Origin of the sequence: Vibrio toranzoniae (genome assembly GCF_024347655.1) — a bacterium.
Lineage (GTDB): Bacteria > Pseudomonadota > Gammaproteobacteria > Enterobacterales > Vibrionaceae > Vibrio > Vibrio toranzoniae.
Genome location: NZ_AP025515.1, coordinates 358148 through 371803, shown reverse-complemented (window position 1 = coordinate 371803; position 13656 = coordinate 358148). Strand labels below are relative to the sequence as shown.

At 40.5% G+C, this 13656-nt stretch carries 18 protein-coding genes; 14 read left to right on the top strand and 4 right to left on the bottom strand.

The features are described 5' to 3' along the window. Nucleotides 1-28 precede the first annotated feature (28 nt). The 7 genes from OCU50_RS16075 to OCU50_RS16035 all read left to right on the top strand — a co-directional run bounded on the left by OCU50_RS16075 (nt 29) and on the right by OCU50_RS16035 (nt 6081). A complete protein-coding gene (locus OCU50_RS16075) occupies nt 29-187 on the top strand; it encodes a hypothetical protein (protein ID WP_157769189.1) in 159 nt (52 codons plus the stop codon). 460 nt (nt 188-647) lie between these two features. Further along, nucleotides 648-1184: a hypothetical protein gene (locus OCU50_RS16070; RefSeq protein ID WP_060469792.1), complete on the top strand. Its 537-nt coding sequence runs from the start codon at nt 648-650 to the stop codon at nt 1182-1184. A 122-nt stretch (nt 1185-1306) separates the two neighbouring features. Then, complete coding sequence (locus OCU50_RS16065) at nt 1307-1762, top strand: GNAT family N-acetyltransferase (RefSeq protein WP_060469793.1); 456 nt, start codon at nt 1307-1309, stop codon at nt 1760-1762. 1791 nt (nt 1763-3553) lie between these two features. Further along, entirely contained in the window at nt 3554-4231 is a 678-nt protein-coding gene (locus OCU50_RS16055; protein ID WP_060469795.1) for a RusA family crossover junction endodeoxyribonuclease, read from the top strand. A gap of 189 nt (nt 4232-4420) precedes the next feature. Further along, nucleotides 4421-4720: a hypothetical protein gene (locus OCU50_RS16045; RefSeq protein WP_060469796.1), complete on the top strand. Its 300-nt coding sequence runs from the start codon at nt 4421-4423 to the stop codon at nt 4718-4720. Beyond that, nucleotides 4710-5237, top strand: a complete 528-nt coding sequence (locus tag OCU50_RS16040; RefSeq protein ID WP_235588176.1) for a hypothetical protein — start codon at nt 4710-4712, stop codon at nt 5235-5237. The genes OCU50_RS16045 and OCU50_RS16040 overlap by 11 nt, the downstream gene beginning before the upstream one ends. Nucleotides 5238-5343: 106 nt before the next feature. Beyond that, entirely contained in the window at nt 5344-6081 is a 738-nt protein-coding gene (locus OCU50_RS16035; protein ID WP_060469798.1) for an HNH endonuclease signature motif containing protein, read from the top strand. A gap of 1355 nt (nt 6082-7436) precedes the next feature. On the opposite strand, the gene OCU50_RS16030 is transcribed toward OCU50_RS16035, so the two are convergent. Then, nucleotides 7437-7658, bottom strand: coding sequence for a hypothetical protein (locus OCU50_RS16030; RefSeq protein WP_065311181.1), 222 nt, complete (start codon nt 7656-7658; stop codon nt 7437-7439). Between the two features lie 208 nt (nt 7659-7866). Here OCU50_RS16030 and OCU50_RS16025 point away from each other — a divergent pair, with 208 nt between their 5' ends. The 6 genes from OCU50_RS16025 (at nt 7867) to OCU50_RS15990 (ending at nt 11689) form a co-directional block, all read left to right on the top strand. Continuing rightward, a complete protein-coding gene (locus tag OCU50_RS16025) occupies nt 7867-8103 on the top strand; it encodes a hypothetical protein (RefSeq protein ID WP_060469827.1) in 237 nt (78 codons plus the stop codon). 137 nt (nt 8104-8240) lie between these two features. After that, nucleotides 8241-8705: a hypothetical protein gene (locus tag OCU50_RS16020; protein ID WP_025534186.1), complete on the top strand. Its 465-nt coding sequence runs from the start codon at nt 8241-8243 to the stop codon at nt 8703-8705. A 662-nt stretch (nt 8706-9367) separates the two neighbouring features. Beyond that, on the top strand, nt 9368-9787 hold the full coding sequence (locus OCU50_RS16015) for a GNAT family N-acetyltransferase (RefSeq protein WP_060469832.1): 420 nt from the start codon (nt 9368-9370) through the stop codon (nt 9785-9787). 121 nt (nt 9788-9908) lie between these two features. Next, nucleotides 9909-10571: a hypothetical protein gene (locus tag OCU50_RS16005; protein WP_060469825.1), complete on the top strand. Its 663-nt coding sequence runs from the start codon at nt 9909-9911 to the stop codon at nt 10569-10571. 143 nt (nt 10572-10714) lie between these two features. Then, nucleotides 10715-11029: a hypothetical protein gene (locus OCU50_RS16000; protein WP_025787411.1), complete on the top strand. Its 315-nt coding sequence runs from the start codon at nt 10715-10717 to the stop codon at nt 11027-11029. Between the two features lie 147 nt (nt 11030-11176). Further along, nucleotides 11177-11689, top strand: coding sequence for a hypothetical protein (locus OCU50_RS15990; RefSeq protein WP_060469826.1), 513 nt, complete (start codon nt 11177-11179; stop codon nt 11687-11689). Nucleotides 11690-11825: 136 nt separating this feature from the next. Here OCU50_RS15990 and OCU50_RS15985 read toward each other — a convergent pair whose 3' ends face one another. The 3 genes from OCU50_RS15985 to OCU50_RS15975 all read right to left on the bottom strand — a co-directional run bounded on the left by OCU50_RS15985 (nt 11826) and on the right by OCU50_RS15975 (nt 12942). Then, a complete protein-coding gene (locus tag OCU50_RS15985; protein ID WP_046225271.1) occupies nt 11826-12104 on the bottom strand; it encodes a type II toxin-antitoxin system RelE/ParE family toxin in 279 nt (92 codons plus the stop codon). Continuing rightward, the gene (locus OCU50_RS15980) at nt 12101-12385 is read right to left on the bottom strand and encodes a type II toxin-antitoxin system RelB/DinJ family antitoxin (protein ID WP_006710667.1); all 285 of its coding nucleotides are present in this window, start codon (nt 12383-12385) and stop codon (nt 12101-12103) included. Before OCU50_RS15980 ends, OCU50_RS15985 begins: the two co-directional genes overlap by 4 nt. A gap of 335 nt (nt 12386-12720) precedes the next feature. Continuing rightward, on the bottom strand, nt 12721-12942 hold the full coding sequence (locus OCU50_RS15975; RefSeq protein ID WP_060469706.1) for a hypothetical protein: 222 nt from the start codon (nt 12940-12942) through the stop codon (nt 12721-12723). A gap of 195 nt (nt 12943-13137) precedes the next feature. Between OCU50_RS15975 and OCU50_RS15970 the strand changes: the two genes are divergently transcribed. After that, a complete protein-coding gene (locus tag OCU50_RS15970; protein WP_060469705.1) occupies nt 13138-13533 on the top strand; it encodes a DUF3465 domain-containing protein in 396 nt (131 codons plus the stop codon). The last annotated feature ends 123 nt before the right edge of the window (nt 13534-13656 follow it).

Genomic DNA, 13656 nt, shown 5'->3' with positions numbered 1-13656 from the left:
TTTAAGGTGCATTGCAGTAACTATCGTTGTGCGTTTCGGGCACGTTAGCTTGGCGTTAGTTGGCAAAGGGCAGAAAGGCATTTATGGTCTAAAAGCCTTGTTCTGCGTTCTAGCTATTCACCTGTTCGTTTTCCAATCTCATGAACTTTCCGGTGGCACTATGTTGGAAGCGTTTGTGGTGAGTTAGTCACTTACTGGCTCTAACATTGTTGCTAGTTTCTTTGGTGCGTTTTCTTTGCCTTGGTGGCTGAGGTGCTTGTAAATAGCTTGGTCGCACTTGGTTGTCAGGTTAGTCGAATGAATCCTTTGTTAGTTAAAGTGCTTCAAACCGTGGTTGTTTGTTGTATGTCGCTTCTTAGCCACGTGCGTTTTGTCGGTTGCATTTAAATTCTAAGCTGCTCGTTTTACTTTTGTGTTCAAAGCCAGTAGTTTCATAGTTAATTCAGCACCTTGGCGCTAAACCTCTGGTTTCATCGCGGTGGCAAACTAACAAAGCGCTTAAGGCAGATTCGCAACGCGTGGCATTTTTAGTATGCGTTGATTTATGTGTTTAAGGTGTTATGCGGTGACTTCGTATTGTGTTGCTCACTACTTAGCTTAGCGTTAGCTATTTTGGTTAAAATTGGCACACATAATAAGGTAAAAATATGAAGCGAATGTTGGTATTGGGCGCATCTATTGTCGTAGCGTCAGGGTTATTAGGCATAGAGCAAATTAATAATTTTAAGCAGTTCGGTAATGTTATTGAATTAACTTCTGGAAAAATTAGACTTGGTGAAGTCTATCGTGAAACACTGAGTTCAACATACGAAGTCACATTTGTTGGTGATGATCGTGCATCCACTTCAGTTTATGCAAGCACTAAAAACCTTTACTCTTCTGCGTATGAAGATCTCAAGAATACTATTGATAAAGTTAATAAAAGTAGAGAGAAAGATAAAGAAGAGCCATTATCAATCGACAATGTAACTTGGACTAATGATGCAACGATTAACTTAACTACTAAAGTTACCTATCAGTCAGAGTTTCACCCAAGCTTTGTTCTTACCATTGATGAAACAACGATAGACTATATTGCAGGTAAAGATGATTCAAAAAATATTTCACATTATTTGTCTGAATTAAAATCGTACTCTAATAAAATGGAAGCGAAGTATGAGGCAAGTAATTCATTTATCAAATAGCTAACAAAGCATTTAAGAGTGATTCCCAACGCATGGCATTTTTCATTCCATCGTTGGGTTTTGTGCTTACGGTGGCATGGGTAAGTTTCGTGGCAGCGTTGCTCACACCTTAATGCGGCGTTATGAGGCATATGGATATTCAACTAATACAAGTAGAAAGTGATGAGTTTAAAAGTCTGTTTTCTGTTGTGAAACAGGGACTTTATTCACATGTCGATGCCGTCTTTGGTTGGTGTGATGAGTTTCAGGTCAATCGTTTAAAAAGTGACTACGAGCCCCATTGGTTTCACTGGGTTTATCTCAATAACACGAAAGTTGGAATGCTATGCTTCAAGCCTTACGACAACGCATTTCATGTACATTTACTCATTGTGTTTCCAGAATTCCAAAATCAAGAATTTGGTGGAAGGGTAATGAAGATGGTTCACGAAATGGCGCGAGAGCAAGGGCGTAGTCGCGTAACCTTATCAAGCTTTACTAGAAATGAGTCAGCGGTAAGGTTTTACAAATCTCTTGGTTATAAGGTGACTGAAAGCGATGAAAACTTCCTTTCTTTGTCTCTTCAAGTTGCCTCATAACAAAGCGTTTAAGGCAGATTCGCAACGCTTAGCATTTTCGGTTTGCTTTGAATTTAGTGTTTACAGCACAATGGCTTAGGTCAGGTGGTGATGTTGCTCACTACTTAACGCGGCGTTAGTTTGCAAAGGGCAGAAAAGCGTTTGTAGTCTAAAAGCCTTGTTCTGCGTTCTAGCTATTCACCTGTTCCTTTTTCAACCTCACGAACTTTCCGGTGGCACCATGTTGGAAGTGTTTGTGGTGAGTGAGTCACTTACTGGTTCTAACATTGTTGTTAGTTCTTTGGTGCGTTTTCTTTTTCTTGGCAGCTAATTTGTTAACAAATGGCTTGGTCGCACGTGGTTGTCAGGTTAATCGAACGCATCCTTTGCCAGTTAAAGCGCTTTAAACCGTGATTGTTTGTCGTCTGTCGCTTCTTAGCCAAGTGCGTTTTTTTGGCTGTCTTTAAACTCTGAGCTGCCTGTTTTACTTTTGCGTCTAAAGCCAGTAGTTTCATAATTAATTCAGCATTTTGGCGCTAAGCCTTTGGCTTCATCGCGGTGGCAAACTAACAAAGCGCTTAAGACGGACTAACAAACGCTCGGCATTTTTGGTTCGGTTTCGTTACGTGTTTAAGGTGTTCAAATTGAGTAAAGTGACAGGTTTGTTAGCCACTTAGCTTAGCGTTATGTTTTACTAGGATTTCAATGGCTTAAATGCCTTTGAATCGTTCTTTGTCCCTTTAGCCATTCGTTGGGAGTAGACTCAGCAAGTCACTATTGTCTGCCCCAATTCTTGAATCACTTAACCCGTAAAACATGCCAAACTTCGTGGGTTGCTTCATTCGAGTTTTCGGGCGGTTCGGTAGTCAGGTTTCTCTGGCTCAAAGTCGCTTTGAGCATATTTCCCAATCAGCCAATAATCTTGGAAGTAGTCTCGGCAAATCGCCATTGTTCTGCGCTGCCTTTGCTAAGAAAGGGCGCTTGTTGAGGCTTGACCGAGTTGCCTCATTAGCAGGGAAGTGGACTTACTCGTTTTTGGTTTGGCGCATCTGGCGCTCAAGTGAATCCGAGCTTGTGATTTGGTTCAGAAATCTAGGTCTGCATTGCAGTTCTTTGCCAAATAAATCAGTCGTTTGTGTTAAAACATAACAAAGCGTTTAAGACGGATTCCCAACGCTTGGCGTTTCCGGCTTTCTTCGGTTTAAGTGTTTATGTCACAATGGTTTAGGCAGGGTGGTAGCGTTGCTCACCACTTAACGCGGCGTTATGTGTAAAAGAGGATTATTATGTACTACCTTCCCAAGTTGTTGGCTGAGAAGTTTGCTTACTTTGGCAAATTCTCAATATTTGGTATCTGGGCGATATCATTCGCTTCAATGATCTTATTTGCATTTATTGCATCTGCTATCGCTTCTTTAAACGAGCTATTGGTTGCTCCAGCATTTAGTATCTACTTGATATTTGTTTTGGGAATCGTTTCGGCTAAGTTTTTTTCAAGAAAGAAAATCATCCTAACCGGCCCTGTCGCTGTAAGAATAGCTGCATCAGATGCAGGAGAATCGGCCGCGAAAGTTGGAAAAACGATTTCAGAAATAATTTTTTTGCTGTGTTTTTACTTTTTTCTGTTCGGGTGCGTATTTTTTGCGTTATCACCTTTATTGTTTTGGGTATACACATAACAAGTTGCTTAAGAGTGATTCGCAACGCGTGGCATTTTTACTATGCGTCGGTTTATGTGTTTAAGGTATTATGCGGAGGCTAAGGTATTGCGTTGCTCACACCTTAGCAAGGCGTTATAAGACAAGGAATAAAATGGACATTATTGATTTAGACAATGATTTAGGTTTTTTGGATCATGATGAAGAAAACTGTGAGTTGTATTTCAATTTGTACGTCTCACCAGTTTCTTTACAAAGTAAAAACAAAGAAGCTAAACGAAAATTACAATCTTCAATAAAAGAAGCGCTAACACGCTTAGACTTTTATTTGGTCGGTAATGTTAGCTTTCATCTTACATGGAACCTGCATGAGCACCGGAGAATTGAAACCGATGGGGCATCGGATATTGATAATATTTTAAAACCAATCATAGATGGTTTTACTGGTTATGATGCTCTTTTGATTGATGACAATCAAATTGATGATGTGCATGCTCAATGGGCACACTATTACGATTACAACGATGATAAATTTGTTGTAACGATAAAGTATGAACCGGGAGAGCTAATCCCTAAAAAAGCTCTCTTCTTGCTTCAGCTAGAGAGCAATCTTTTTATTCCTATTAAGATTCACAGCGATAACAATGATCGTAGTTTGGAGCTTGAGCGGATACTATCTGATTATCGGAAACGTAAGGAAGATATCACCAGCCAAGGATACGACAGAGCAACTAGGCGTAAAAATAGAATGCAAAGGTTTTTCCATAAAAGTCGAATTGACCACGGATTTAGTAGAGGAAGTTCAGCAACATACCTTGAGTATGTCTTATAACAAACTGTTCAAGAGGGATTCGCAACGCGTGGCATTTTAACTATGCGTTGGTTTTAGTGTTTAAGGTGGTATGCGGCGGCTTAGGTATTGCGTTGCTCACCCCTTAACAGGGCGTTAGCTTTCTGAAGGTGTAAGCCTAAAACTATGCTGTTATAATTGAAACGTATTTGTATTTTGAGAAATGAGACGATGAAGTTTACGTTAGAAGGTAATGACTGTATGCCGCCTATTTCAGGTGGTTATCTACTTATTTATCGCGGTTCTGAAGAAATTACGGTTGTTAGCGTGCCATCCCCTAACTTTACAGCAGATCGCTATAGGGACAGTGTGAGCGAAAACTATGATTCGTTTGAAGACGAGAAAGGTAATGAGTTTAACATTAATGTTTGGTCTTCTAATGTTGGCGTTGATTGGACGCTAGATGTTGAGACAGAGGATGACACGCTAGAAGAGCAAATTAGAGTGGAGTACCATGCTAATGAGTTCTGATACGGCATTTGATGTATATCTCAATACCTTCACTGAAGGACTTACGCAAATAAGAGCGCAAAGTCGAGATAGTTTTCACAACCAATTGTATTTTTCAAACGTGATAAGTTTAATGGAACAGTATCTTTCAAACCTGTTCATTTTTGAGATTACTAATTCTCCTGAGTCACTCCGAAAACTAGCAAGCCATGACAAGTTTCGTTCTGCAACCGTGACGGTTCCTTTTGCTTTAAACAATCCTATTGATGAGTATCTGATACATTCAATGAAAGCATTGGTATGGCATCGGCTTAATGATGTTGAAATGTATTATAAAAAAGTTCTTGGCATTCGTTTCAATATCAGTAGAGAGCTATTAAAACAACTTGAGTTACGCCATGATCTTGTGCATCGAAATGGTCATACTTTAGATGGTGATAAAGTAGATATAACGGATGGCGATCTAGACCGATGTATAGCTTTAGTTGAGCCATTTGTCCTTGATATTCACGCAAAGTATGTAGCCCAAAAAAGCTAACAAAGCATTTAAGAGTGATTCGCAACGCTTGGCATTTTCGCTTCGCTCAAGTGTAACCAAGCGCTGCTCACACCTTAATGCGGCGTTGTGCATATATGAGGAAACTATGGCTATCTCAGATAAAACGCGGAAAATTCTTTGGGGAAAATCCGGTACTAAATGTGCAATTTGTAAACAGTCTTTAGTTTTCGAAAGAACGACTCAAGATTCAGAGTCAGTAGTTGGTGAAGAGTGCCACATAGTGTCTGGCGCTAAAAAAGGCCCCCGAAGCGACCCTGAGTTTCCCAGAGATAAAATAGATGATGTTTCAAATCTCATATTGCTTTGTAGAATTCACCATAAGCAAATTGACGATCAGGTTGAAACATTTACTCCAGAATTATTGATGACTATCAAATCCAATCATGAAACATGGGTTGAAGAAAAACTAAAAGAAACGCCTCAAACTCCGAAGGTTCGAATCGTTAGAGATAAGGCAGAAATTCCAGAAAAATTATGTATTGTTCACACTGGCAAGGAAATGTTTGAAAAAATGTCAGGCTGTCTTGCTTCATATATGGATTACAGTGATAACTTATCTGACGAAGAATTAGATCTTGTAGCTAACTTCCTACAAAATATAAAAGACTGGTCTGAATTTGTGCAAGACTTGGAGCCAGTCCAAAAAATAAATGCTAGCCGGGACATTAATAATGAGCTGATCGCTCTGCGTGAGAGAGGTTTGTATGCTTTTGCTGCTGTTGAAATTCAAAGAATGGTTGGCGGTATTGGTGGCGAGTCTTCATTTCCTGTATTGCATTTGACTGTTAATAAGGCGGATGATCCAAACGTAGTTTCAGAGTAGCTGGGGCTATATGCATAACAAAGCATTTAAGACGGATTCCCAACGCTCGGCATTTTTGGTTTACTTTGAATTTAGTGGTTACGATACAATACTTTAAGTGCAGTGGTCTGCGTTGCTCACCACTTAATGCGGCGTTAGTTTGCAAAGGGCAGAAAAGCGTTTGTGGTCTAAAAGCGTTGTTCTACGCTCTAGTTATTCACCTGTTATTTCCCAAAGACTTTTCATTGAAATAGGCATCTCGCGTAGCAAGTTTTCGGTTAATTGGCTTTCGTGTCATTCAATCCTTTCGTGTTAGTAAGGTTCATTTCTCAATGTTCTTGCGCGCTGTTTCTTTGGTTTTGAAAGTTAAGTGGGAACATTGAAAGATGGTATTTGTGGCTGTCGGTATCTACGAAAGTCTTCTTAGCCAAGTTTGTTTTGTTGGTTGGGTTTGAATTCTGAGCTGTCCGTTTTACTTTTGCATTCAAAGCCAGTAGTTTCATAACCAATTCAGCATCTTGGCGCTAAACCTCTGATTTCATCGTGGTGGCAAACTAACAAAGCGCTTAAGACAGATTCGCAACGCGTAGCATTTTTAGTATGCGTTGATTTATGTGTTTAAGGTGTTATGCGGTGGCTTCGTATTGCGTTGCTCACTACTTAGCTTAGCGTTAGTTTGCAAAAGGCAGAAAAGCATTTATGGTCTAAAAGCCTTGTTCTACGTTCTAGCTATTCACCTGTTCCTTTTCCAATCTCACGAACTTTCCGGTGGCGCTGTATTGGAAGTGTTTTCGGTATGTTAGTCACTTACTGGTTCTAACATTGTTGCTAGTTCTTTGGTGCGTCTTCTTTGTCTTGGCGGCTAAGGTGCTTATAAATAACTGAGTCGCACTTGGTTGTCAGGTTAGCCGAACGAATCCTTTGCCAGTTAAAGCGCTTCAAACCGTGGTTATTTGTGGTATGTCGCTTCTTACCCAAGTGCGTTTTGTCGGTTGTATTTAAATTCTGAGCTGCCCGTTTTACTTTTTCATTTAAAGCCAGTAGTTATTGTAAATAATTCAGCATCTTGGCGCTAAACCTTTAACTTCATCGCGGTGGCAAACTAACAAAGCGCTTAAGACAGATTCGCAACGCGTGGCATTTTTAGTATGCGTTGATTTATGTGTTTAAGGTGTTATGCGGTGGCTTCGTATTGCGTTGCTCACTACTTAGCTTAGCGTTAGTTTGCAAAGGGCAGAAAAGCGTTTGTGGTCTAAGAGCCTTGTTCTACGTCCTAGCTATTCACCTGTTCGCTTTCCAATCTCACGAACTTTCCGGTGGCATTATGTCGGAAGTGTTTGCGGTGAGTGAGTCATTTACTGGTTCTAACATTGTTGCTAGTTCGTTGGTGCGTTTTCTTTGTCTTGGCGGCTAATTAGTAAACAAATGGCTTGGTCATATTTGGTTGTCAGGTTGGTCGAACGAATCCTTTGCCAGTTAAAGCGCTTCAAACCGTGGTTGTTTGTCGTATGTCGCTTCTTAGCCAAGTGCGTTTTGTTGGTTGAGTTTAAATTCTGAGCTGTTCGTTTTACTTTTGTGTTCAAAGCCAGTAGTTTCATTGCTAATTCAGCACCTTGGCGCTAAACCTTTGGTTTTATCGCGGTGGCAAACTAACAAAGCGCTTAAGACGGACTAACAAACGCTCGGCATTTTTGGTTTGGTTAAGTTGTGTGTTTAAGGTGTTCAAATTGAGTCAGGTGGCAGGTTTGTTAGCCACTTAGCTTAGCGTTAGCACTATTGTTTCAAATAATGTACAAGGAGTTGATAATGAGTAAACCTAGTGAAGCTATTTGTAATGATTTAAAAATGCGCATAGATGAAATCTATAGCAAAGATTACGATATTCTTTCAACGTCAATAGATTATAACCTCACTGGTAACACTTGGTATGCGGACGTCTTTATTTCATTTAAAGAGGTAACGCCTGGGACTGCTAATTTCAAGCATAGGAGTGACGTCAATGTTTGGGCATTAGTTGGCGATTTCCGAGATCATCAGTGCTAACAAAGCATTTAAGAGTGATTCCCAACGCTTGGCATTTTTATGTCATCGTTGGGTTTTGTGTTTGCGGTGGTATGGTTAGGTTTCGTGGTCGCGTTGCTCACACCTTAATGCGGCGTTAAAATTCTCAGGAGGTTATGATGGAACATCAGTTAGAAACGGTGGAAGTTACAATTAACTCTGATGGTAGACCAGTACCATTAAATCAATTTAGTGAATATTTTTCATTGTTGAGAGCATGCTACGTTTTAGCGTTGGATGAAGTTCAATTCCAATTTGATGGCGATGACGGTGATGTAATGGTGGCAGAAATGACAGCTACAGAGGTGTCAGAGCTTATTGCTTCTCGAGCGTCTACTCTTACTCCAAGGGAAGTGGAACGTTTGGCTTCTACTGAATTGGCTCCTCATGAAGAGCTGTATTTACAAAATATTATGCGAAGAAATCCTTTTGAGGTTGTCTTTTTAGGTATTGGTATCGCATTAACCGCTGCATTAATCGTGTCAGGTGGTAAATTTGAGTTTGGCTTAACAAAGCTCAAAATAGAAATTCCTCCCCTCGGCGAGGGCATTGAAAAACTTAGAAAAGCGTTCCGACGAAAGTAGAATTTTAACAAAGCATTTAAGAGTAATTCGCAACGCTTGGCGCTTTCGCTTCGCTCAAGTATAACCAAGCGCCGCTCACACCTTAATGCGGCGTTAGTTTGCAAAAGGCAGAAAAGCGCTTGTGGTCTAAAAGCGTTGTTCTGCGTTCTAGCTATTCACCTGTCCGTTTTCCAATCTCACGAACTTTCCGGTGGCACTATGTTGGAAGCGTTTGCGGTGCGTTAGTCACTTACTGGTTCTAACATTGTTGCTAGTTCTTTGGTGCGTCTTCTTTGTCTTGGTGACTAATTTCGCTAACAAATGGCTTGGTCACACTTGGTTGTCAGGTTAATTGAATGAATCCTTTGCCAGTTAAAGCGTTTCAAACCGTGGTCATTTGTCGTATGCCGCTTCTTAGCCAAGCGTGTTTTGCCGGTTGGGTTTTAATTCTGAGCTGCCCGTTTTACTTTTGCATTCAAAGCCAGTAGTTTCACAACTAATTCAGCACCTTGGCGCTAAACCTCTAGTTTCATCACGGTGGCAAACTAACAAAGCGCTTAAGACGGACTAACAAACGCTCGGCATTTTTGGTTTGGTTAAGTTGTGTGTTTAAGGTGTTCAAATTGAGTCAGGTGGCAGGTTTGTTAGCCACTTAGCTTAGCGTTAGGTTTGTTGGTAAGTTCATGGAAATAATAAGATTTCAATCTCATCATTTAGATGCTGTAAAGAAGCTGTATCTAGGATCACGACTAGCAACCTTTAAATGGTTGGATACAGTTGAATTTGAGCTGTCAGATTTTGAACGGGATACAGAGGGTGAAAGTCTTTGGGTAGCAATTGAATCAAACAAAGTCGTCGGTTTTGTCTCAATTTGGGAGCCTGACAACTTCATTCACCACTTGTTTGTGAGTCCAGGTAACTTACGTGGCGGTGTAGGCTTAAAGCTGCTAGATCTCGCGAAACAAAGGCATCCAAGCTTAAGCCTCAAGTGTCTTAGTAAAAATGGCAATGCCACTGAGTTCTATTTATCTCAGGGCTTTACAATTGCCGAAACGGTGGATGATGGTGCGGCAAGTTATCATCTAATGAAGTGGAAATCATAAACCTAACAAAGCGCTTAAGACAGACTCGCAACGCGCGGCATTTTTACTATGCGTTGATTTATGTGTTTAAGGTGTTATGCGGTGGCTTCGTATTACGTTGCTCACTACTTAGCTTAGCGTTATGCACTTTGGTGGTAATATTTTGATTAATATGAAAGAAATTATATTTACGGCAATTTTATCTGCTCTACTTACTGTAGCTGGTTCATATTATTTGATGAGTAGTCAACTAACAGCAGAGCAAGACTATTGGTTGAATCGACAGACCCAAGAGTTAGCAGAAAAGAAGCTAAACAAGCAAGTTGAACTTCTGGAGTCTTTCAATGACATTTACTTGAACCTGCAACTTCAAAGTCTGAAAGCAATGACGGGTACAGCAAAATTTAAAGCAGATTTACATCTTTGCTATCAGGCAGTGGAACTAAAAAGCTCTGAATACAACTGTGATACCAAAGTTGAAGAGCACTTAAAGGAAAAGCAGCGTTATCAACAGCAGGTATATAAACTTAGTGTATTGATGCAAATGTTTCCTTTGTACTTTTCAGATGAAGTAACAAGTAAAGTTCCAGTTATACACGCCGCGGTCGTTAAAAATAACGAAAAGCTATTTGAACTCAGTAGGTACGAGGTGAAAGGTAAGTATCTTGATACTGAGGCAACGGTGTACTTTGAGCGCGAAATGGAAACCTCACCAGATTTTGAGGAAGCAAGAACAGAAGTTATTGATACAATGCTTCGAGAAATCCAAAATTCCGAGAGGTCTTTGTACCGAAGTGCAAGGTAAAACGTGCATAACAAAGCGTTCAAGACAGATTCTCAACGCTCGGCATTTTCACTTTGGGTCAGCTTTAGTGTTTAAGGCGGCAAGGTTTTAGGTAGGGTGGTGGCGTTGCTCACTACTTAACGCGGCGTTATACAAATACAAGGATGAAAATGGAAATTACAGCTAAGAAAATCTCGAAAAGATCTCTTTTCAAAATGCTCTTTATTGGTTTGAGCCTAGGCTTCTTTGTCTTCTTTTTAATTTGTGGTGTCGCATCTATGTTTGGTGCTGAGACTGTAAAGTGGGACGAAACACCAGTAACAGGCACCTCAGGGCTGCTTCTCGCTTTGGCAATATGGCCAGTGTTTAGTTTATTCTTCACGTTGTTCATGTGGTGTTTTGTAGCATTTGGTCTTTGGATGTACTCTTTAGTTAAACCATTGAACTTAGTCTTTAAAGAGGTTCCTAAGCCTCATTAACCATTTGTATAACAAACAATTTAAGAGTGATTCAGCACGCTTGGCACTTTTGGTTTGGGTTTAGTTTAGTGATTAAGGTGTTCAAACTAAGTGTTGTGGCAGCGTGCTTCACACCTTAATTGGGCGTTAGGCATATAGGAGTTTCCTTTGGAAAAAGAAGTTTTTACGTTACTTGATACCGCTCTAAAAATTGGCCTTGGAGCATTAATTAGTGGGTTTTCTGCATACTTTCTTGCTAAAAATAACTTTAACCAAGCGCAAGTAGCGGACAAAAGGGCTAGAACTATTCAATTCTTACAAGACATTGCAACAGGTATTGAGTCTGCGAGAATTAACCACGAAAAAGCCACACATCCGTATTGGTATCGAGCAAGTGCGGAGAGTGCTAAATTTGAAGATGCTACAAAAGAGTCACTAGATTATCTATCTAAATCAATGGCTGATATAGGAAAAGCTCGTGCGATAGCAAGCCTGTTAGACTTGGCCTCAATAACTCAGTCATTAAAACTAGCCGATGAGATCCTCGAAAGTCTATTTGAAGATGTGGCAACATTTGATGCTACAAAAATTGCAGATGATTTAAACGTTCAAAGTAGTGCTTTTAGAAACCAGTTGGACTCTGCGCTAAGCGAACTTGCGTATTGCTACAAAAATGCCTAACAAACAATTTAAGAGTGATTCAGCACGCTTGGCATTTTTGGTTTAGGTTAAGCTCAGTGTTTATGGTGTTCAAATTGGGTATGATGGTAGCGTGCTTCACACCTTAATTGGGCGTTAGTTTGCCCACCGACCACAATCAGTCGGTAGGGAATTTTTGCTTCTGGTGTAGAACTCGCATTACGCGAATCGCTGAGCCGTCAACCCAGTAAGAAACGATCATTGAGATTTCGGGGATAATTAGTAATCGTCCTCGAATACCATCACGTTGAACACCCATTAATGGTTGCTCAAGTAAATTTTCTACTTTAGCTTCGATAATTTCGTCAGTTTTGTCTGCCGCATCAGGGTTGAAGTCATAAAGAAACTCAAAGATCTTCTCACGATCATTTAGCGATTCTTCTTCCCATAAAATCATTGTTGACCTCGGCTACGAATCTTTGCTTTTCGTTCAGCCATTCGCGCTTTTGCTGAGTCATGGTCAACAAATGAAGCTTTTCCTGAGTCAAACTTCTCAAATGCTAGGTTTACTTGTTCAGTTAACCAAGCGTCGTGAGATAATGCTTTGCGTTGTTGTTCAGCCATTTGCTCAGTAAGTTCACGGCAAGCATCGCTAAGTGTGCGTCCTTGGCTTTCAGCCATTTGCTGAGCTAAGCGTTTGATTTCGTCATCAACACGAAATTGAATTCGAGTGTCCATGAGTTGCTCCTAAATTAATGTACACACAAATGTTAGCACTAGCGTCAGGCAAGGGCAACTAACAAAGCGTTTAAGACGGATTCCCAACGATCGGCATTTTTGGTTTGCCTCAGCTTAAGTGTTTACGGCACAATACTTTAAGTGCAGTGGTCTGCGTTGCTCACCACTTAACGCGGCGTTAGTTTGCAAAGGGCAGAAAAGCGTTTGTGGTCTAAAAACCCTGTTCTGCGTTCTAGCTATTCACCTGTTCGCCTTTCTATCTCACGAACTTTCCGGTGGCACTATATTGGAAGCGTTTGCGGCGGGTGAGTCACTTACTGGCTCTAACATTGTTGCTAATTCTTTGATGCATTTTCTTTTTCTTGGCGGCTGAGGTGTTTGTAAATGGCTTGGTCGCACTTGATTGTCAGGTTAGTCGAACGAATCCTTTGCCAGTTAAAGCGCTTTAAACCGTGGTTATATTCCGCATGTCGCTTCTTAGCCAAGCGTGTTTTGTCGGTTGCATTTAACTTCTGAGCTGCCCGTTTTACTTTTGCGTTCAAAGCCAGTAGTTTCATAACCAATTCAGCACCTTGGCGCTAAACCTCTAGTTTCATCACGGTGGCAAACTAACAAAGCGCTTAAGACAGATTCGCAACGCGTGGCATTTTTAGTATGTGTTGATTTATGTGTTTAAGGTGGTATGCGGTGGCTTCGTGTTGCGTTGCTCACTACTTAGCTTAGCGTTATGTGAATCGAAGGAATTGAGGTATATGAAAAAATTTTTCACAGTGTTTATAGCAGTCCTGTGCTTTGTTTCAGTAGGTGCTCAAGCCAATGATCACAAGCTAAAACAAGCATATGAAAATCATCAAAGTGACCTTCAAGTTCGAGGTTCTGGAACTGTAAGCCACCTATTGCCAGATGATAACGAGGGAAGTCGTCATCAGAAGTTTATACTCAGACTAGATAGCAAACAAACTTTGTTTGTAGCTCAAAATATTGATTTAGCCCCAAGAATTCCAAACCTTAGAATCGGTGACCGAGTTCACTTCTATGGTGAATATGAGTGGAATAAAAAAGGTGGTGTTATGCACTGGACTCACCATGATCCACAAAACCGACACCTTCATGGTTGGTTAAAATACAACGGTAAAAAGTACGAGTAAAAATTCACATAACAAAGCGTTTAAGGCAGATTCGCAACGCGTGGCATTTTTACTATGCGTTGCGTTTAGTGTTTAAGGTGTTATGCGGTGGCTTCGTATTACGTGGCTCACTACTTAGCTTAG

Coding starts and splice junctions, on each gene's coding strand:
- OCU50_RS15980 (WP_006710667.1), bottom strand. CDS start 12,385: ATGGACACTCGAATTCAATTTCGTGTTGATGACGAAATCAAACGCTTA.
- OCU50_RS16005 (WP_060469825.1), top strand. CDS start 9,909: ATGCACTTTGGTGGTAATATTTTGATTAATATGAAAGAAATTATATTT.
- OCU50_RS15970 (WP_060469705.1), top strand. CDS start 13,138: ATGAAAAAATTTTTCACAGTGTTTATAGCAGTCCTGTGCTTTGTTTCA.
- OCU50_RS16040 (WP_235588176.1), top strand. CDS start 4,710: ATGAGTTCTGATACGGCATTTGATGTATATCTCAATACCTTCACTGAA.
- OCU50_RS16035 (WP_060469798.1), top strand. CDS start 5,344: ATGGCTATCTCAGATAAAACGCGGAAAATTCTTTGGGGAAAATCCGGT.
- OCU50_RS16055 (WP_060469795.1), top strand. CDS start 3,554: ATGGACATTATTGATTTAGACAATGATTTAGGTTTTTTGGATCATGAT.
- OCU50_RS15975 (WP_060469706.1), bottom strand. CDS start 12,942: ATGAAACTACTGGCTTTGAACGCAAAAGTAAAACGGGCAGCTCAGAAG.
- OCU50_RS16065 (WP_060469793.1), top strand. CDS start 1,307: ATGAGGCATATGGATATTCAACTAATACAAGTAGAAAGTGATGAGTTT.
- OCU50_RS16025 (WP_060469827.1), top strand. CDS start 7,867: ATGAGTAAACCTAGTGAAGCTATTTGTAATGATTTAAAAATGCGCATA.
- OCU50_RS16030 (WP_065311181.1), bottom strand. CDS start 7,658: ATGAAACTACTGGCTTTGAACACAAAAGTAAAACGAACAGCTCAGAAT.
- OCU50_RS16000 (WP_025787411.1), top strand. CDS start 10,715: ATGAAAATGGAAATTACAGCTAAGAAAATCTCGAAAAGATCTCTTTTC.
- OCU50_RS16015 (WP_060469832.1), top strand. CDS start 9,368: ATGGAAATAATAAGATTTCAATCTCATCATTTAGATGCTGTAAAGAAG.
- OCU50_RS16020 (WP_025534186.1), top strand. CDS start 8,241: ATGGAACATCAGTTAGAAACGGTGGAAGTTACAATTAACTCTGATGGT.
- OCU50_RS16070 (WP_060469792.1), top strand. CDS start 648: ATGAAGCGAATGTTGGTATTGGGCGCATCTATTGTCGTAGCGTCAGGG.
- OCU50_RS15985 (WP_046225271.1), bottom strand. CDS start 12,104: ATGATTTTATGGGAAGAAGAATCGCTAAATGATCGTGAGAAGATCTTT.
- OCU50_RS16045 (WP_060469796.1), top strand. CDS start 4,421: ATGAAGTTTACGTTAGAAGGTAATGACTGTATGCCGCCTATTTCAGGT.